At 63.6% G+C, this 17,393-nt stretch carries 15 protein-coding genes; 14 read left to right on the top strand and 1 reads right to left on the bottom strand.

Annotated elements, in window-relative coordinates; all coding sequences use genetic code 11:
* Positions 1–56 precede the first annotated feature (56 nt).
* The 10 genes from wecB to ACLD0W_RS16185 are packed head-to-tail and all read left to right on the top strand — an operon-like array spanning position 57 to position 12,521.
* Positions 57–1,127 (top strand): non-hydrolyzing UDP-N-acetylglucosamine 2-epimerase, encoded by a 1,071-nt coding sequence (gene wecB, locus ACLD0W_RS16230; protein ID WP_410308606.1) that lies wholly within the window; start codon positions 57–59, stop codon positions 1,125–1,127.
* Positions 1,128–1,183: 56 nt separating this feature from the next.
* Complete coding sequence (locus ACLD0W_RS16225; RefSeq protein WP_410308524.1) at positions 1,184–2,245, top strand: glycosyltransferase; 1,062 nt, start codon at positions 1,184–1,186, stop codon at positions 2,243–2,245.
* Positions 2,242–4,356 (top strand): bi-domain-containing oxidoreductase, encoded by a 2,115-nt coding sequence (locus ACLD0W_RS16220; protein ID WP_410308523.1) that lies wholly within the window; start codon positions 2,242–2,244, stop codon positions 4,354–4,356. The genes ACLD0W_RS16225 and ACLD0W_RS16220 overlap by 4 nt, the downstream gene beginning before the upstream one ends.
* Positions 4,357–4,374: 18 nt before the next feature.
* Entirely contained in the window at positions 4,375–5,673 is a 1,299-nt protein-coding gene (gene wecC / locus ACLD0W_RS16215) for a UDP-N-acetyl-D-mannosamine dehydrogenase (RefSeq protein ID WP_410308522.1), read from the top strand.
* A complete protein-coding gene (locus ACLD0W_RS16210; RefSeq protein ID WP_410308605.1) occupies positions 5,639–7,012 on the top strand; it encodes a lipopolysaccharide biosynthesis protein in 1,374 nt (457 codons plus the stop codon). Before wecC ends, ACLD0W_RS16210 begins: the two co-directional genes overlap by 35 nt.
* Positions 7,013–7,033: 21 nt before the next feature.
* Positions 7,034–8,002, top strand: a complete 969-nt coding sequence (locus ACLD0W_RS16205) for a sulfotransferase family protein (RefSeq protein ID WP_410308521.1) — start codon at positions 7,034–7,036, stop codon at positions 8,000–8,002.
* Positions 7,999–9,876 carry a heparinase II/III-family protein gene (locus ACLD0W_RS16200; RefSeq protein WP_410308520.1) on the top strand — a complete coding sequence of 626 codons (1,878 nt, stop codon included), beginning with the start codon at positions 7,999–8,001 and terminating at the stop codon, positions 9,874–9,876. Before ACLD0W_RS16205 ends, ACLD0W_RS16200 begins: the two co-directional genes overlap by 4 nt.
* Positions 9,873–11,138, top strand: coding sequence for a glycosyltransferase family 4 protein (locus ACLD0W_RS16195; RefSeq protein ID WP_410308519.1), 1,266 nt, complete (start codon positions 9,873–9,875; stop codon positions 11,136–11,138). The genes ACLD0W_RS16200 and ACLD0W_RS16195 overlap by 4 nt, the downstream gene beginning before the upstream one ends.
* Positions 11,131–11,730, top strand: coding sequence for a sugar transferase (locus ACLD0W_RS16190; protein WP_410308518.1), 600 nt, complete (start codon positions 11,131–11,133; stop codon positions 11,728–11,730). The genes ACLD0W_RS16195 and ACLD0W_RS16190 overlap by 8 nt, the downstream gene beginning before the upstream one ends.
* The gene (locus tag ACLD0W_RS16185) at positions 11,727–12,521 is read left to right on the top strand and encodes a formyltransferase family protein (RefSeq protein ID WP_410308517.1); all 795 of its coding nucleotides are present in this window, start codon (positions 11,727–11,729) and stop codon (positions 12,519–12,521) included. Before ACLD0W_RS16190 ends, ACLD0W_RS16185 begins: the two co-directional genes overlap by 4 nt.
* A 9-nt stretch (positions 12,522–12,530) precedes the next feature.
* Here ACLD0W_RS16185 and ilvY read toward each other — a convergent pair whose 3' ends face one another.
* Positions 12,531–13,415 (bottom strand): HTH-type transcriptional activator IlvY, encoded by an 885-nt coding sequence (gene ilvY / locus ACLD0W_RS16180; protein ID WP_410308516.1) that lies wholly within the window; start codon positions 13,413–13,415, stop codon positions 12,531–12,533.
* 127 nt (positions 13,416–13,542) lie between these two features.
* Here ilvY and ilvC point away from each other — a divergent pair, with 127 nt between their 5' ends.
* The 4 genes from ilvC to ACLD0W_RS16160 all read left to right on the top strand — a co-directional run bounded on the left by ilvC (position 13,543) and on the right by ACLD0W_RS16160 (position 17,135).
* A complete protein-coding gene (ilvC, locus tag ACLD0W_RS16175; protein WP_410308515.1) occupies positions 13,543–14,559 on the top strand; it encodes a ketol-acid reductoisomerase in 1,017 nt (338 codons plus the stop codon).
* Positions 14,560–14,671: 112 nt separating this feature from the next.
* Entirely contained in the window at positions 14,672–15,472 is an 801-nt protein-coding gene (gene pssA / locus ACLD0W_RS16170) for a CDP-diacylglycerol--serine O-phosphatidyltransferase (protein ID WP_204428865.1), read from the top strand.
* Positions 15,473–15,540: 68 nt separating this feature from the next.
* Positions 15,541–16,536, top strand: a complete 996-nt coding sequence (gene msrP, locus ACLD0W_RS16165; protein ID WP_410308514.1) for a protein-methionine-sulfoxide reductase catalytic subunit MsrP — start codon at positions 15,541–15,543, stop codon at positions 16,534–16,536.
* Positions 16,536–17,135, top strand: coding sequence for a sulfite oxidase heme-binding subunit YedZ (locus tag ACLD0W_RS16160; protein WP_410308513.1), 600 nt, complete (start codon positions 16,536–16,538; stop codon positions 17,133–17,135). The genes msrP and ACLD0W_RS16160 overlap by 1 nt, the downstream gene beginning before the upstream one ends.
* The last annotated feature ends 258 nt before the right edge of the window (positions 17,136–17,393 follow it).

Below are 17,393 nucleotides of genomic sequence, written 5' to 3'. Positions count from 1 at the left end.
CAGTGGGCGTAAAACGGATTCTCTGCGTGTTCGGCACCCGACCGGAAGCGATCAAGATGGCGCCGGTGGTGAAGGCGCTGGCGGCGGACAGCCGCTTTGAAAGCCGGGTCTGTGTCACCGCCCAGCACCGTGAAATGCTGGACCAGGTGCTGTCGCTGTTCCACATCCAGCCGGACCATGACCTGGACATCATGGCGCCGGGCCAGGATCTGCATCAGATCACTTCCCGCATCCTGCTCGGCCTGAGCCCGGTGCTGCGCGCAGAGCAACCGGACATGGTGCTGGTGCACGGCGACACCACCACCACCCTGGCCGCCACCCTGGCGGCGTTCTACGAAAAGATTCCGGTGGGCCACGTGGAAGCCGGACTGCGCACCGGCAATCTGCTGTCCCCCTGGCCGGAAGAGGCCAACCGCAAGCTCACCGGCGTGCTGGCCCGGGCCCACTTCGCCCCCACCCACACCGCCCGTGACGCGCTGCTGGCCGAAGGCGTGGCGCCGGCGTCCATTTTGACCACCGGCAATACCGTCATCGACGCGCTGCTGTGGGTGAAGGCGCGCCTGGACCAGGACGAAGCGCTGCGCGCGCAACTGAGTGAACGGTTGCCATTCGGCCTGACCAGACCGATGGTGCTGATCACCGGCCACCGCCGGGAAAGCTTCGGCGGCGGTTTCGAACGCATCTGCCGGGCGGTGGCGCGGCTGGCCGACGCCCATCCGGACACCGATTTCGTCTACCCGGTACACCTGAACCCCAATGTGCAGGAACCGGTGAAGCGATTGTTGGACCGGCGCGATAATGTGCACCTGATCGCGCCCCAGGACTACCTGCCGTTCGTCTGGCTGATGAGCAACGCCCGGGTCATCCTCACCGACTCCGGCGGCATCCAGGAAGAAGCGCCGTCCCTGGGTAAACCGGTACTGGTGATGCGCGACACCACCGAGCGGCCGGACGCCCTGGACGCCGGCACCGTGAAGCTGGTGGGCACCGACGAGACGGCGATCTTCGATGAGACCGACCGCCTGCTCACCGACGCCGCCGCCTGGCAGGCCATGAGCCTGGCCCACAATCCCTATGGCGACGGTCAGGCCGCCCGCCGCATCGCCGACTTTCTGGCGGACTTATGAACGTCGTCTGTCTATTGCCGGTTACCGGTCACCCGCGATACGCCAAACGTATATCCATGCTGAAAGCCGAGGGAATGCAGGTCTCCGCCCTGGCTTTCGAACGTCCTTATCACAAGGGACGACCGGCGGATTGTCCGACGGAGATTATTGGCCGCATTCCCCACGGCCGTTATCTTTATCGTTTATGGGTATATTTCCGTGCACGCACTTTGCTAAGGCGACGCCTGCGTGGCGCGGATGCTGTCTACTGTTTCGGCCTCGATACGTTAATGCTGACGCGCTTGGCGCTGATGGGACGTAATCTGCCCTGTTTTCTTGAAATCGGTGATGTGCGGGATGTTCAGACCGACCCGGGTTTGTCTGGGAAACTCTTTCGCGCGCTGGATCGCTGGTTGGTGCGGTATGCCCGCGGCGCGGTTTTCACCGCGCCGGATTTCTATGAGGTCTACTATCGCCAATGGCTGGGAGAGACGTTTCCTCACCATGTCATTGAGAACAAGATCGATTTTGAACCCGCGCCGGTGCCAACGGTGCCGTTGTCCCGTGATCTTCTACGTATCGGCTATTTTGGGTTGCTTCGTTGTGTCTGGTCGGCGCGTGCGCTGATGGCAATCGCCGATGGTCTGGGTGACCGGGTCCACATCCGGGTGGCGGGATACAGCATGTTGCCCGAAGACATCCTTAATGGGTTGAAGGCGCGCGGCAATATTGATGTGGAAGGCCCCTATCAGTCCCCGACGGACCTGCCCCGGTTATACGGCTCCGTGGATATGGTTTGGGCATGTTATGCCCCGATCCAGGCTGATGATTGGAATCTTCGCTGGGCGCGGACCAATCGGTTTTACGAAGCCTGCGCCTTTGGTCGCCCACTGATTACCCGGGCTGGCAGTAATGATGGGCAGGCGGTCGCGTCCTTGCGCATCGGTCTGGTTCTTGATTGCGTTGAACCGGATCAGGCGGTGGGGGCAATTGCCGGGCTGTCGCCGGAAGCAATTTCCCAATGGGCGGCCAATAGCCGCACCCTGCCGATGTCCGTATACGCCTATACGGATGAACAGGCCAGGTTGGCGGGCGACCTGCATGCCGCCCGGTTGCCTCAGGAGCCCGATACGCGATGAAGCAGATTCTCCAGGACCTTAACAAGGGCGGCACTCTGGTGGCGGAGGCTCCGGCGCCGTCCCTGAAGGCTGGAACCGTGATCAGCGAAACGCGCTGCTCGCTGATTTCCGCCGGCACCGAGCGCATGCTCGTCGATTTCGGGCGCGCCTCCTACTTGGAGAAGGCTCGGCAGCAGCCTGAAAAAGTCAAAATGGTGCTGGAGAAGATGGCCACCGATGGCATCGCCGCCACCGTGGATGCGGTGCGCTCCAAGCTGGGCGAGCCTCTGCCTTTGGGCTACAGCAACGTGGGAGTGGTCACGTCGGTAGGCAGTGGTATCGAGGATATTCGCCCGGGAGACCGCATTGTTTCGAACGGTCCGCACGCTGACCTGGTCAGGGTTGGAAGACATCTGTGCGCCCGTATCCCGGATGCGGTGACTGACGAACAGGCGGCCTTCACGGTGGTTGCCAGTATCGGTTTGCAGGGGATACGTCTGGCTGTACCGACCCTGGGTGAAACGTTCGTGGTGATCGGCGCCGGTTTGATCGGGTTGCTGACCGTACAGCTGCTCCGTGCCCAAGGTTGTCGCGTGCTGGCGGTGGACCTTGATGACGAGAAGCTGACTCTTGCCCGTCAATTCGGCGCGGAGATTTGCAATCCGACGGTCGATGATCCGGTCCGCGCGGGATTACGAGCCAGTGATGGCCGTGGTGTGGATGGTGTATTGATTACCGCCTCTTCGCGGTCCAGCGACCCTGTCACGCAGGCGGCCCGTATGTGTCGGCAACGGGGGCGCATTGTTCTGGTCGGTGTAACCGGGCTGGAACTTAATCGGGCTGATTTCTATGAAAAAGAGCTCTCCTTTCAGGTCTCCTGTTCCTACGGTCCCGGGCGCTACGATTCGGATTACGAAGAGAAAGGTCTCGACTATCCCTATGGATTGGTACGGTGGACGGAACAGCGGAATTTTGAAGCGGTGCTGGCAATGCTGGCCGAAGGGCGATTGGATGTTTCGCCGCTAATCAGCCACCGATTTCCTTTTGAACAAGCGGCGGAGGCCTACCGTACGCTCACTGAGGCCCGCTCCGCATTAGGGTTATTGCTGGAATACGACCCGGGCACCGTCGGACAACGCGCCGTAACCACGGTTTCTTTGACTTCGTCACCAAGCTTTCCGGCCGATCTGCCGGTAGTCGGTTTTATCGGAGCGGGAAACTATGCATCGCGGGTTCTTATTCCCGCCTTTCGGGAAGCTGGAGCGCGGTTCTCATCGTTGGTGACGTCCGGTGGTGTAAACAGTGTGATCCACGGCAAAACATCGGGTTTCGCTACAGCCTCCACCGATGTCGAACGCTTGCTGAACGATTCCGCGACCAACGTGGTGGTGGTGGCAACACGCCATGACAGTCACGCCGAGCTGGTGACGAGAGCTCTGAGTGCCGGGAAGCATGTTTTTGTCGAAAAGCCTTTGGCGTTGACGATAGACCAGCTAGCCGACATCGAGTCGGTGTGGAATGCCGGTCTCGAAAATGGCGAGCCTCGCCAGCTCATGGTGGGCTTTAATCGTCGATTTGCGCCCCATGTCCAAACGATGAGGCGGCTTCTGGGCGAGCAAGGTGCTCCCCGTACCCTTGTGTGTACTGTCAATGCAGGCGAATTGCCCGGTGGGCATTGGACGCGTGATCCTCGGGTGGGTGGCGGCCGTCTGGTCGGCGAGGGGTGTCATTTTATCGATCTGATGCGGCACCTCGCCGGCGCGCCGATAGCCGGAGTAACCGCACAAGGCGGTGATGGAGATAACGTCGTCGTCACCTTGAAGTTTGAGAACGGCTCCATTGGCACGCTGCACTATATAACCAACGGGCATCCGCGCTATCCAAAGGAGAGAATTGACGTTTTTTCCAATGGCCGGATCCTGAGCCTTGATAATTTCCGTAAGCTGCATGTTTTTGGCTGGTCCGGAATCAGCGGCCAAAAGCTGTGGCGACAGGATAAGGGCCAAAAAGCGTGCGCGGCAGCATTCATGCGGGCGGTACAGCAGGGTGGTGAGGCACCCATTCCTGTTCAGGAACTGTTTGAGGTGTCGCGAGCTACGTTAGAAGCAGCGCGACAAGTTCAGCTTGGTTAACGTGAGGGTTTGACTTTGATGACATTCAGTACGGTGTGTGTGGTGGGGCTCGGATACATCGGCTTGCCGACCGCGGCCGTCTTCGCCGGTCGTCGCGTCAATGTGGTCGGCGTCGATGTAAACCGGGAGGCGGTGGAAACCATCAACCGCGGAGAGATTCATATCGTCGAGCCGGAACTGGACATCGCCGTGCATGCGGCTGTCAAGGAAGGTTACCTCCGGGCCACGACGGAGCCGGAACAAGCGGATGCGTTTCTGATTGCTGTGCCCACGCCTTTTAAACGTCAGGCCGATCCGGACGCGGTGCCCGAACCGGACCTGAGTTACATTCAGGCTGCGGCGGAGTCGGTGGCACCGGTGCTTAAACGCGGTGACCTTGTAATTCTCGAATCCACTTCTCCGGTTGGCGCGACGGAGCAGTTGGCGGAATGGCTGGCTGGGGCGAGACCCGATCTCAGCTTCCCCCAGAATGCCGGAGAGGCCGCGGATATTCGGGTGGCGCATTGCCCGGAAAGGGTGCTGCCCGGCCGTATCATGCATGAATTGATCGAAAATGATCGCATCATAGGAGGCATGACGCCGGCGTGTGCGCGTGCGGCGCGGGACCTCTATCGTGGGTTTGTTCGTGGCGAATGTTTGTTGACCACGGCTCGCACGGCGGAGATGGCCAAGCTCACCGAAAACGCCTTCAGGGATGTCAATATTGCTTTCGCGAATGAGCTGTCCATGATTGCCGAACGGCTCGATATCAACGTCTGGGAATTGATCCAGCTCGCCAATCGCCACCCCCGAGTGAATATCCTGCAGCCAGGCCCAGGGGTAGGGGGGCACTGCATTGCGGTCGATCCGTGGTTTATCGTCAGTCAGACACCCGACCAGGCGCGCTTGATCAGGGCGGCCCGCAACGTCAATAGCGGCAAGCCGGACTGGGTAGTGGAGAAGATCAAGGTAGCCGTGGCGGAAGCACTGCAAAGCCGACCCGATGCTCGTGCCGCCGATCTGTCAATTGCGTTCTTCGGGTTGGCTTTCAAGCCGGATATTGATGATCTGCGCGAGAGCCCGGCTCTGGACATTGTGGAGAAGGTCGCCCGAGATCATCCCGGGAAGCTGCTCGCGGTCGAGCCCAACATTAAAACGTTACCAGAGACGCTGAGTGGTACGGGAGCATTACTGGTTAGTACGGAGACCGCGCTTGCTGATGCTGACATCCTGGTCGCGTTGGTGGCGCACCGGTCTTTTGTGGCGATTGATCGTGCTGCTCTTGGAGAGCGCACATTAATTGATGCCTGCGGCCTTTGGTCCGGCAAATCCGCATAACGGCTGCTTTAGTGGTATTGCGACGATGAGCCGTCTCGGGCCCGCACTGATTCGCACGTTCGCCGCTCGTGGCGCGGCGGTGCTGGGCTCGTTATTGCTGATGGCTCTGGTTGGAAGATGGTACGGGCCGGTGGGTGTTGGCGTGCTGGCGTTAGCGCAAAGTCTGCTACTCGGTCTGGCCACGCTGGCGCGATACGGGCTTGGCGGAGCATTGATGAGATATGCGGGACGTGACCCTGATGACCCGCATCTTCGTCGTTATCTGCGCTGGGCATTGCAGACCGCATTGGTTGCCAGTGTCGTTGCGGCACTGGGTTTGGTTCTGCTGCGAACACCACTTACCTGTTTTTTTGATGCTCCAGGCCTGGATCAGGTTCTTCCCGGCATTGCTTTTGCACTGCCTCCATTCACGCTCGCTTTCGTGCTGGCGGGACTGTTTAAAGGACTGCACAGGCCTGCGCTGGCCTCGCTACTGGAGAACGGTGGTGTCGCGCTGGCAACGGTGGTGGTGCTGTGGGGGTTGCAAGAGTGGTGGCCAGGCCGTGGTTTAACATCCCTTGGCAGCGCTTACGCGCTGGCCGCATGGGGATTATTGATATTGGCGCTCTGGCCTCTGATGGGCTGGGTGCGGGGGGCTGCGGACAGCGAAGCCGGGCCTGTGGCACTGACACCACGTGCGTTTTTCGCGACGGGGCAGGCGTTCTTTTTCACCAACCTGGCGATGTTGATGCAATCGGTCCTCGGTGTGTTGCTGGCAGGGTGGTTGCTCGCCAGCGCCGAATTGGGCTTGTTCCGGGCCGCCCAGCAGTTGGGAACCGCCGTCAGCTTCGTTCTGGTTGCGCTTAATGCGGTTTTCCCGCCTCGTTTCGCGGCGCTGTATCATCGTGGCGACCTGGCTGGACTTGGTCGTTTGGCCCGCCAGGGCGCGCTTTTCGGCACGTTGCTGGCGGCGCCCCTGTTGATTTTGCTAATGCTCGCTCCCGAATGGGTTCTGGGATGGCTTGGTGAGGGCTTTGCCGGCGCCGCGCCGCTGTTGCGACTTATCGCCTTGGCGCAGTTGGTGAACGTCCTTTGTGGCTCGGTGGGCTTCGTTCTTAATATGTCGGGACATGAGAAGCTTATGCGTAACATCAGCTTGATCTGTGCCACCTTGAGCCTGACACTGTTCTTCGTACTGATCCCTGGTTTTGGCGCCTTTGGTGCCGCTCTCGCCCTAGCCATCACTCTGGTGGCCCAGAATTTGATGGCGGTTTGGTACGTCTGGCGACGTCTGGGAGTCTGGACCTTGCCGCTACCCAATCCGTTACCCGCCCTTGGCATCAAGCCCGGGGAAGGCTGAATCCAATGACGGGAGGCCACCTTGGCCAGCACCAATCACGCGACCATTTTGTACATCGTTGCCCATGGGCACTCGGGCACAACCTTGCTGGATACTCTTATCGGCAACATGGAGGGAGCAGTATCCACCGGAGAAATCGAGCGAATCGCTCGCTGGGCTTCCTCCGACGACGTGGAACAAATATGCACTTGCGGTGAAGACATCAACGATTGCTCGTTGTGGGGGCCGGTGTGTGATCGTTTAAGAACGAGAGAGGGGCGAGAGGGTGAAAGTCGGCTTTCTTTCTGGTCCGGCTACAAAACCCATTTGGGAAATCTCGGACAAAGGTTTTATGCAGGCTTTTTACTGCCGCTGCTGCTGTTGCTGGGATCGTTGCCTCTGTTTCGTGCGGCCCGATTCAATTCCCATGTCGCCGATGCCTGGCTGGCGACCCTGCGTAGTTGGCGTGTTTTCCAGGCGCTGGAACAGCAGACCGGTTCCCGGTTGATTGTGGACTCGTCGAAATCACCGTTGCGAATGAAAGCGCTGTATATGACTCAGTCGGTGATGGGAGAGGGGCAGTCCCTTCGCGTGGTTCATCTGGTCCGTGACGGCCGTGCCATCGTGGCGTCTTATCAACGCCGCCTACCCCGGTCTGTCGCCCATTACGCGCGTGAGTGGCGTCGCCGCCTGTTTTACAGGCTCGGGATGTTGTTAACGATCAAAGCTGAACACACGCTGACCTTGCGCTACGAAGATCTGGCGACGGAGCCAGTCGCGACGCTGAAGCGCCTTTGTGAATTCGTCGGTTTGCCGGAACAGTGCGCTGACCAGGCGATGCAAAGCAAGGACGGAAAACACAATATCAGCGGTAACCCGGCGCGCCTGGATCGTGAGGGCATCACCCGGGTCAGATTCGACGAGCGTTGGAGGGAGCAACTCAGCAGCGAAGACCTGGCTGAATTTAATCGTTACGCCGGCCGGTTGAACCGAAGGATGGGGTATCGGTGAGCTCTCCGACACTGCTCTTGCGCACCGCCTGGCGCCTTGGGCCGGTCAATATTGCCCGGGTGCTGCTGTACCGGCTCAGCGTGCGCGTCGGGCTGAACCGGGCGGTGCGGCGGCCGCCGGCGGCGGTGTCCGGGCCGTTTTTCCGGGCGCCGGAGCGGTTGCGTCCGGAGCGCACGCCGCGACAGGGCTGGTACCTCTGGCCCGAGGCGTTCGGGCTGCGCGTGGCGCCCTGGGAGGGGGCCATGGCCGAGCCGCCGGAGTGGTCGCGCAGCCTGATCACGGGCGAGGCGGTGGCGGACCCGCGCCGGCCCTGGTGGCGGATCGGCGATTTCGACGCCGGCGTGGGTGACATCAAAGGGGTCTGGGAAGCCTCCCGCTACGACTGGGTGCTGGCCGCCGCCCAGCAGGCGCTGGCGGCGCCGGATCAAGAGCGGCGCGATGAGGCCCTGGCGCGACTCAACCATTGGCTGGCGGAGGCGGCGCGGGCCAATCCGCCCTGGCTGGGCGCCAACTGGAAATGCGGTCAGGAGGCGTCGATCCGGGTGCTGCATCTGGCCATGGCGGCGCTGTTGCTGGGGCAGGTGGAGGCACCGGAACCGGGCCTGGCGGCGCTGATCTCGGCGCATCTGACCCGCATCGCGCCGACGCTCCATTACGCCCTGGCCCAGGACAACAATCACGGCACCTCCGAGGCCGCCGCCCTGTTCGTGGGCGGCAGCTGGCTGGCGGATCTGGGGCTGCCGGGTGGCGCCGCCTGGGAGCGGCGCGGACGGCGCTGGCTGGAAAACCGGGCGGCGCGCCTGATCGGCGAGGACGGCAGTTTCAGTCAGCACTCGGTAACCTACCATCGGGTGTTGCTGGATACTCTGAGCCTGGCCGAGCGCTGGCGCCGGGCGCTGGGACGCCGGCCGTTTTCCGACCGCTTCCTGCGGCGCGCCCGGGCCGCCACCGCCTGGCTCGGCAATCTGACCGATCCCCTCAATGGCGATGCGCCCAACCTGGGGGCCAACGACGGCGCCCGTTTCCTGCCGCTCACCGACACGGACTACCGGGACTTCCGCCCGTCCGTGCAGTTGGCCACCGCGCTGTTCGCCGACGCCCGCGCCTACACCGATTGTCCGGCGGCGGACGAGGTGCTGGCCTGGCTGGATCTGCCGGCGCCGGCCCGCCATCAGCCCTGGGGCCGCAGCGCGCGCTACGCGGACGGCGGTTATCTGGTGGCGCGCACCGGCGGGGTACTGGCGTTGCTTCGTTACCCCCGTTTCCGTTTCCGGCCGGCGCAGAGCGATCTGCTCCACCTGGATCTGTGGCTGCACGGCGAGAACCTGCTGCGCGACGCCGGTACCTACAGCTATAACCCGCCGGCGGATGACGGGCCCGACTGGAACCGGTATTTTCCCGGCGCCGCCGCGCACAATACCGTGCAGTTCGACGACCGTGACCAGATGCCGCGTCTGGGCCGCTTTCTATTCGGCGCCTGGCCACGGGCGAATGCGGTGGAAGGGCCGGACGACGTCGGCTCGGGCGGCGTGGCGATGGCCGCCGGCTATCGGGACTGGCTGGGTGCCGAACATCACCGCCAGCTGCAGGTGGCGCCGAACCGCCTGACCGTGGTGGACCGGGTGGCCGGTTTTCGCCACCGGGCGGTGCTGCGCTGGCGTCTGCCCCCGGGCGAGTGGCGCTGGCGGGATGATGAAACCCTGGTGTGCGGGCCGCGAACCCTGGTGGTCAGCGCCACGGTGCCGGTACGGGAGCGGCGTCTGGTGGAAGGTTGGGAGTCCCGCTATTACAGTCGCAAAAGCCCGCTGCCGGTGCTGGAGATCGAAATCGGCGAGGCGGGCACCTTGACCACGGAGTGGGCGTTTCCGGAATGAAGGTTCTGTATTTCCATCAGCATTTTTCCACCCCCAGCGGGTCGGCCGGCACCCGGTCCTACGAGATGGCCCGGCGGCTGATCGACGCCGGCCATGAAGTGACCATGGTGTGCGGCTCCTACCACGGCGGGCAAACCGGCCTGGACGGGCCATTTCGTCGCGGGCGTCGCGAGGGGCGGGTGGACGGCATCCAGGTGCTGGAGTTCGACCTGGCCTACGCCAACGCCGACAGCTTTCTCAAACGGGCCGGGCTGTTTCTGTTGTTCGCGCTGCGCAGCGTGGCGGTGGCGCTGACCCGGCGCTACGACGTGGTGTTCGCCACCAGCACGCCGCTGACGGCGGGTATCCCCGGCATCGTGGCGCGCTGGTTGCGCGGCAAGACGTTTGTGTTCGAGGTGCGCGATCTGTGGCCGGAGTTGCCCAAGGCCATGGGCGTGATCCGCAACCCGCTGGTGCTGACACTGATGAGCGTGCTGGAGTGGCTGTCCTACCATTCCGCCCAGCGGCTGGTGGCGTTGTCGCCGGGCATGGCGGAAGGCATCCGCCGTCGCGGTATCGCCGACGAACGCATCGCCATGATCCCCAATGGCTGTGACTTCCGCATCTTCGCTAACGTCGGCAAGCCCTGGCGCCCGGAGGGCGTGGGCGAACAGGATCTGATGGCGATTTTCACCGGCACCCACGGCCTCGCCAACGGGCTGGGAGCAGTGCTCGACGCCGCCGCCGAGCTGCGCCGCCGGGGTCGCGACGACATCAAGCTGGTGTTGGTGGGGCAGGGCATGCGCAAGCCGGCGCTGATCGACCGCGCCCATCGGGAAAAACTGGACGCCGCCCAGGGTGGGGCGATGGTGTTCCATGATCCGGTGGGCAAGGCGGACCTGGCCGGGTTGATGGCCGCCGCCGATCTGGGTATGCAGATTCTCGCCAATGTGCCGGCCTTCTACTACGGCACCTCGCCGAACAAGTTTTTTGACTATATTTCCGCCGGCCTGCCGGTGCTGAACAACTACCCTGGTTGGCTGGCCACCATGATCGACGCCAATGGCTGCGGGTTCGCGGTGCCGCCGGACGATCCGGCGGCCTTCGCCGATGCCCTGGAAGCCGCCGCCGACGACCGCGCCGCCCTGGCCGCCCGGGGCGAGGCGGCCCTGGCACTGGCGCGGGCGCGCTTCGACCGGGACGCCCTGGGCCGTGACTTCGTGGGCTGGGTGGTTGAAGGCCGGGCGCCGGCGTGTCCGGCGGAGGAGGCCGCCCATGATTAAACGCTCGATGGATATCGTGATGGCCGGTGGCGCCCTGTTGCTGCTGTCGCCGCTGCTGTTGCTGCTGGCGGTGCTGGTGCGGGTCAAGCTGGGGGCGCCGGTGCTGTTCCGCCAGACCCGGCCGGGGCTGCACGGCAAACCGTTCGAGATGATGAAATTCCGCACCATGACCGACGCCCGCGATGGCAATGGCGACTTGCTGCCGGACGCGGAACGGCTGGTGCCATTCGGCCGCTTTCTGCGCGACAGCAGCCTGGACGAGCTGCCGGAGCTGATCAATGTGCTGCGCGGTGACATGAGCCTGGTGGGCCCGCGCCCGCTGCTGATGAGCTATCTGCCGCTGTACAACGCCCACCAGCGCCGCCGCCACGAGGTGCGCCCCGGGGTCACCGGCTGGGCCCAGGTCAACGGCCGCAACAACATCACCTGGCAGGAAAAATTCGACCTCGACGTGTGGTACGTGGATCACCGTAGCCTGTGGCTGGACCTGCGTATCCTGGCGCGCACCGTGGGCGCCGTCCTCAAGCGCGACGGGGTCGCCAAGGACGGGCACGCCACCACCGATTATTTTCAGGGGAACGATGAACCATGACCCACGACGCTTCCAGAACCCGGGTACTGTTCATGGGCCGCAAGCCGGTGGCCGCCGAGGCGCTGCGCTGGCTGCTGGCCCGCGATGATGTGCAGGTGGTGGGGGTGATTACCGACAGTCACCTGTCGGTGTCGCCCACCAGTGACGTGGCCCGCGCCGCCGGCGTGCCGATTCTCGACCGGGACGACATGGAGGCGAAGGTGGCCGCCGGCGAGCTGCACGTGGACCTGGGCCTGTCCATGCTCTACTGGCAGAAGATCCGCCGGCCGTTGCTGGAGCGCTGCGCCCGGGGCGTGGTCAATTTTCATCCGGCGCCACTGCCGGAGTACAAGGGCACCGCCGGCTATAATCTGGCGATTCTGGAGGACCGGCCTGAGTGGGCGGTGACCGCCCACTATGTGGACGAGGACATCGACACCGGCGCGATCATCGAAGTGCGCACCTTCCCGGTGGACCGGGACCACGAAACCGCGCGCAGTCTGGAAGCCAAATCCCAGCCGCGGCTGCTGGCGGGATTCCAGGCGGTCACCGAGCGCCTGCTGGCGGACCCGGCACCGCTGCCCACCACCCCCAATACCGGCGGTCGCTACGTGAGCCGGGCGGAGATGGAAGCCATGAAGGAAGTGCGCGACGGCGACGACGTGGAGCGCAAGATCCGCGCCTTCTGGTTTCCGCCCTACGACGGCGCCTACCGCATGGTGAACGGGGTCAAATGCACCCTGGTCAGCCGCGCCATTCTGCAATCCCTGGCGGACCCGTCCACCAGCAATCTGTTCACCGACCCGTCCTGAGCCGGCGGCTCAGCGCAGCTGCGACCAGAACGCCTGGATCACCGGGTCGGTGAGGCGTTTCTCCCGGGTGAACAGCCCGACTTCATAGTCCGCCAGGGCGGGCGTGACCTGCAGGGCGCGGGTGCGCTCGGCCAGCGGGCTGCGCTCCAGTACGATGCGTGGCGCCACGCCCACCCCGAACCCGAGACTCACCATGCTGACGATGGCCTCGTTGCCGCTCACCTGGGCATAAATGCGTGGAGCCACGCCCAGGGCGCGGAACCACTGGTCCAGGCGCTGCCGTGACAAGCCCTGTTCCGACAGGATCATGGGCACGTCGCGCCAGGCTTCCGGCCGCGCCGCGCCGGACAGGGAGGCGGCCAGCTCCGGCTGGTCGCTGGGCGCGATGAACAGCAGCGGCGAGCGCAGGATCGGGCGGAACGCCATGCCGCGGGGCAGGGCACCGTCCGGGCGGGCGCCGATGGCGATGTCCTCGCGGCCGGTGAGCACCCGGTCCTGGGCGTGGGCCGGGTCGCCGGTGTGCAGCTTGATTTCGATGCCCGGATAGTCGGTGCGGAAGCGGCTGAGAATGTCGTAGAGGAAGCTGTAGCTGGCGGTCACCGAACAATACAGGCTCAGTTCCCCGTGCAGCACCCGGCCGGCCTCCTGCATGGAATGCCGCAGACTGTCCCATTGGGCCATCGCTTCCCGGGCATAGTCCTGAAAGCGGCGCCCCTCCGGGGTCAGGCGGACGCTGCGGTTGTCGCGCAGGAAAAGGGCCACGCCCAGCTCGTCTTCCAACTGGCGGATGGTGCGGCTCACCGCCGAGGGGCTCATATGGCAGCGGTCGCCGGCGCGACCGAAATGCAGGGTCTCGGCCAGGGCGAGAAACAGGCGAAGGGGGCGGGTGTCCATGGGCTTGTCCCGAAATCCGGCATGCTGTGTTGCGAATATATCATTTTACGCAACGCCGGGCATGGCCTAAGGTGTGGGCCCTTGATTTATTCACCAGCGTTCATTCACCAGCATTCGGGGCAACACCATGCAAGTCTACTACGATAAGGATTGTGACCTTTCCCTCATCCAGGGCAAGAAAGTGGCCATCATCGGCTACGGTTCCCAGGGCCACGCCCACGCCAACAACCTGAAGGAATCCGGTGTCGACGTCGTGGTGGCACTGCGTGAAGGCTCTTCCTCCGCGGCCAAGGCGGAAGGCGCCGGCCTCACCGTGAAGAGCGTGCCGGAAGCGGTGAAAGCCGCCGACGTGGTGATGGTGCTGGCCCCGGACGAGAACCAGGCCGCCATCTACCAGAACGAAATCGAGCCGAACCTGAAGCAGGGTGCCACCCTGGCGTTCGCCCACGGCTTCTGCATTCACTACAACCAGATCGTGCCGCGCAAGGACCTGGACGTGATCATGGTGGCACCCAAGGCACCGGGCCACACCGTGCGCACCGAGTTCACCCGTGGCGGCGGTATTCCCGACCTGATCGCGATCTTCCAGGACGCCTCCGGTCAGGCCAAGGATCTGGCGCTGTCCTATGCCTGCGGCATCGGCGGCGGCCGCACCGGCATCATCGAAACCACTTTCAAGGACGAGACCGAAACCGATCTGTTCGGCGAGCAGGCGGTACTGTGTGGCGGCACCGTGGAACTGGTCAAAGCCGGTTTCGAGACCCTGGTGGAAGCCGGCTACGCGCCGGAGATGGCCTACTTCGAGTGTCTGCACGAACTGAAGCTGATCGTCGACCTGATGTACGAAGGCGGCATCGCCAACATGAACTACTCGATCTCCAACAACGCCGAATACGGTGAATACACCACCGGCAAGGAGATCATCAACGAGCAGTCCCGCGAAGCCATGCGCAACGCGCTCAAGCGCATCCAGAGCGGCGAATACGCGAAGATGTTCATCAGCGAAGGTGGCCTTAACTACCCGAGCATGACCGCCCGTCGTCGTCAGAACGCCGAGCACCCCATCGAGCAGGTGGGCGAGCGTCTGCGTAACATGATGCCGTGGATCCAGGCCAATCAGATCGTCGATAAGTCCAAGAACTGAAGCGCGCCGCCCCGCGGCGGCCTCAAGCTTTGCAAAAACGCGCCCCCGGGCGCGTTTTTTGCGTCCGGCCCCTGGGGTAGACTATCGGCAACGCCCATTACAGTGAGCAACCATGGCCGAGCATCAAGACCGTCCCCAGGACCGTTCTCCCGAGACCGGCGACCGCGCGCCCGACGCCTTCGAGGTGGTGGAAGCCGAACGCACCGGCGCTCGCCACAAGGGCGTCTATCTGCTGCCCAACCTGTTCACCACCGGCGCCCTGTTCGCCGGCTTCTACGCCATCGTGGCGGCCATGAACGGCCTGTTCGAGGCGGCAGCGGTGGGCATCATCGTGGCCGGTATTCTCGATGGCCTGGACGGCGGCGTGGCGCGTCTGACCAACACCCAGAGCAAGTTCGGCGCCGAGTACGACTCGCTCTCGGATTGCGTGGCCTTCGGCGTGGCGCCGGGGCTGGTGGCCTATTCCTGGGGGCTGTCCGAGTTGGGCAAGTTCGGCTGGATGGCCGCCTTCATCTACCTGGCCTGCGCCGCCCTGCGGCTGGCCCGTTTCAATGTGCAGGCCGAAAGTACCGACAAACGCTTCTTCATCGGCCTGCCCAGCCCCACCGGCGCCGGCCTGGTGGCCACCCTGGTGTGGCTGGGCGCCAGCCGTGGCGTTGACGGAAACGACATCTCCTGGCTGGTAGCCTTCACGGTAGCCGGTGCCGGTTTGCTGATGGTGTCCTCGGTGCGCTATCACTCGTTCAAGGAATTTCACATCGGACGGGTGCCGTTCAAGGTACTGCTGGGCGTGATCGTGGCGTTCGCCATCGTGTTCCTGGACCCGCCGCTGGTGCTGCTGACCGTGGCCGTGGTCTATGTGGTCACCGGCCTGTTGCTGAATCTCTGGCGACTGCGCAAGAAGTCCGTGTAACAAAAGCGCGGTTCGCCTCTCTAACAGATTGGCTGCTCGTACCGGGCAGCCGGAAAGGAGATCGAACCGTGCTGATTCGAAAACGTCACCGTAATGATCCGAAAAGCTCCGAAATCACCCCGGAATCCGTTTATCTCAAGCGCCGCGAGCTGATGATCCTGGGCGGGCTGGCGGGCCTGTTCGCCGCCACTCCGGCCTGGGCACGCAGCGTGGACCCGGCCACCGAGGACGGCTCCCGTCCGGCCTGGCTGCGTCAGCAGGTGGCCGGCGCCAAGGACGGTGTGCCCAACACCGACGAAAAGCTCACCCCCTTCGACGACGTCACCCACTACAACAACTTCTACGAGTTCGGCACCGGCAAGGACGACCCGGCGGCCCACGCCGATCGCATGAAAACCCACCCCTGGCAGGTCACCGTGGCCGGCGCCGCCGAACGCACCGGCACCTTCGACCTGGAAGATCTGCTCAAGGGCCTGCCGGTGGAAGAACGTATCTATCGGCTGCGTTGCGTGGAAGCCTGGTCCATGGTGATTCCCTGGGTGGGTATTCCGATGGCGGCGCTGCTCAAGAAGCTGCAGCCCACCAGCAAGGCCCGCTACGTGGCCTTCACCACCCTGGCCGACCCGAAGCAGATGCCCGGGGTGGACTCGCCGTTCACCGGCATCGACTTTCCCTACCGGGAAGGTTTGCGCCTGGACGAGGCCATGCATCCGCTGACCCTGATGGCCATCGGCCTGTACGGGCGCACGCTGCCCAACCAGAACGGCGCGCCGATGCGGCTGGTGGTGCCCTGGAAGTACGGCTTCAAGTCGATTAAATCGATCGTGCGCATCGAATTCACGGAGCAGCGCCCGGAGACCACCTGGAATCTGCTGGCGCCCCGGGAATACGGTTTCTACGCCAACGTGAACCCGGAGGTGGATCACCCGCGCTGGTCCCAGTCCCGGGAGCGCCGCCTGCCCAACTCCCTGTTCAATCCGAACTGGCAGCCCACCGAGCTGTTCAATGGCTACGATCAGGTGGCCGGCCTGTACAAGGGCATGGACCTGAGAAAGAACTACTGATGGCGGCGGGCAAGGGGAAAAACCCCAAGGCCTGGACCTGGATCGCCTGGCCCCTGGGGGCGCTGCCCCTGGCGTGGGTGCTGTGGCAGGGCCTCACCGGCGCCAGCGGCCCGGATCCGGTGGCGGCGCTGGTCAATGCCCTGGGCTGGTGGGCGCTGGTGCTGTTGTTGGTGTGCCTGACCATGCGGCCGGCCGCCCGGCTGCTGAATATTCCCGCTCTGGTGATCTGGCGGCGCACCTTCGGGCTGTGGATGTTCATCTACGCCAGTCTGCACTTTCTGGCCTGGGCCACGCTGATTCTGGGCTGGGACCCGGGACGGCTGGCCACTGAACTGAGCAAGCGCCCCTATATCATCGTCGGCGCCGCTGCCTGGCTATCGCTGTGGCCGCTGGCGCTGACCAGCACCCGCAAGGCGCGTCGCAGGATGGGGCAGCGGTGGGTGAAATTGCACAGGCTGATCTTTCTGGCCCTGCCGTTGGCGCTGGTTCATCAGTTCTGGGTGCAGAAATCCGGTTTCGGTGAATCGCTGGCGTTTCTGGCGGTGGCACTGGTGCTGGTGGGGTACCGATTGCGAGGGCGGTTTTTGCCTGGAAAATGAGCGGTTTCGGCCAGGAAAGCTGCTTTTTCCACCGTCATGATCAAGTTCTGACCGTTTGATGAATCCGTGATGAAAAAAGTGTTGACGGCTCTCCGCAAATCCCTAGAATGCGCTCCCACAACGACGGCGGACGCAGCCAAGCAGCAGCGGCCGGGTCGGGAAGCCAAGCGCTTCCAAACGTTCTTTAACAATCAGGCAAGCAAACGTGTGGGACCTGTTCGGAGTAGATGTCTCGATAGACATCGGCTTTGAACAAGT

Source organism: Alloalcanivorax sp. C16-1 (genome assembly GCF_046507805.1).
Lineage (GTDB): Bacteria > Pseudomonadota > Gammaproteobacteria > Pseudomonadales > Alcanivoracaceae > Alloalcanivorax.
Note: the sequence above shows the minus strand (reverse complement) of the source record. Positions and strands in the feature narration are given on the sequence as shown.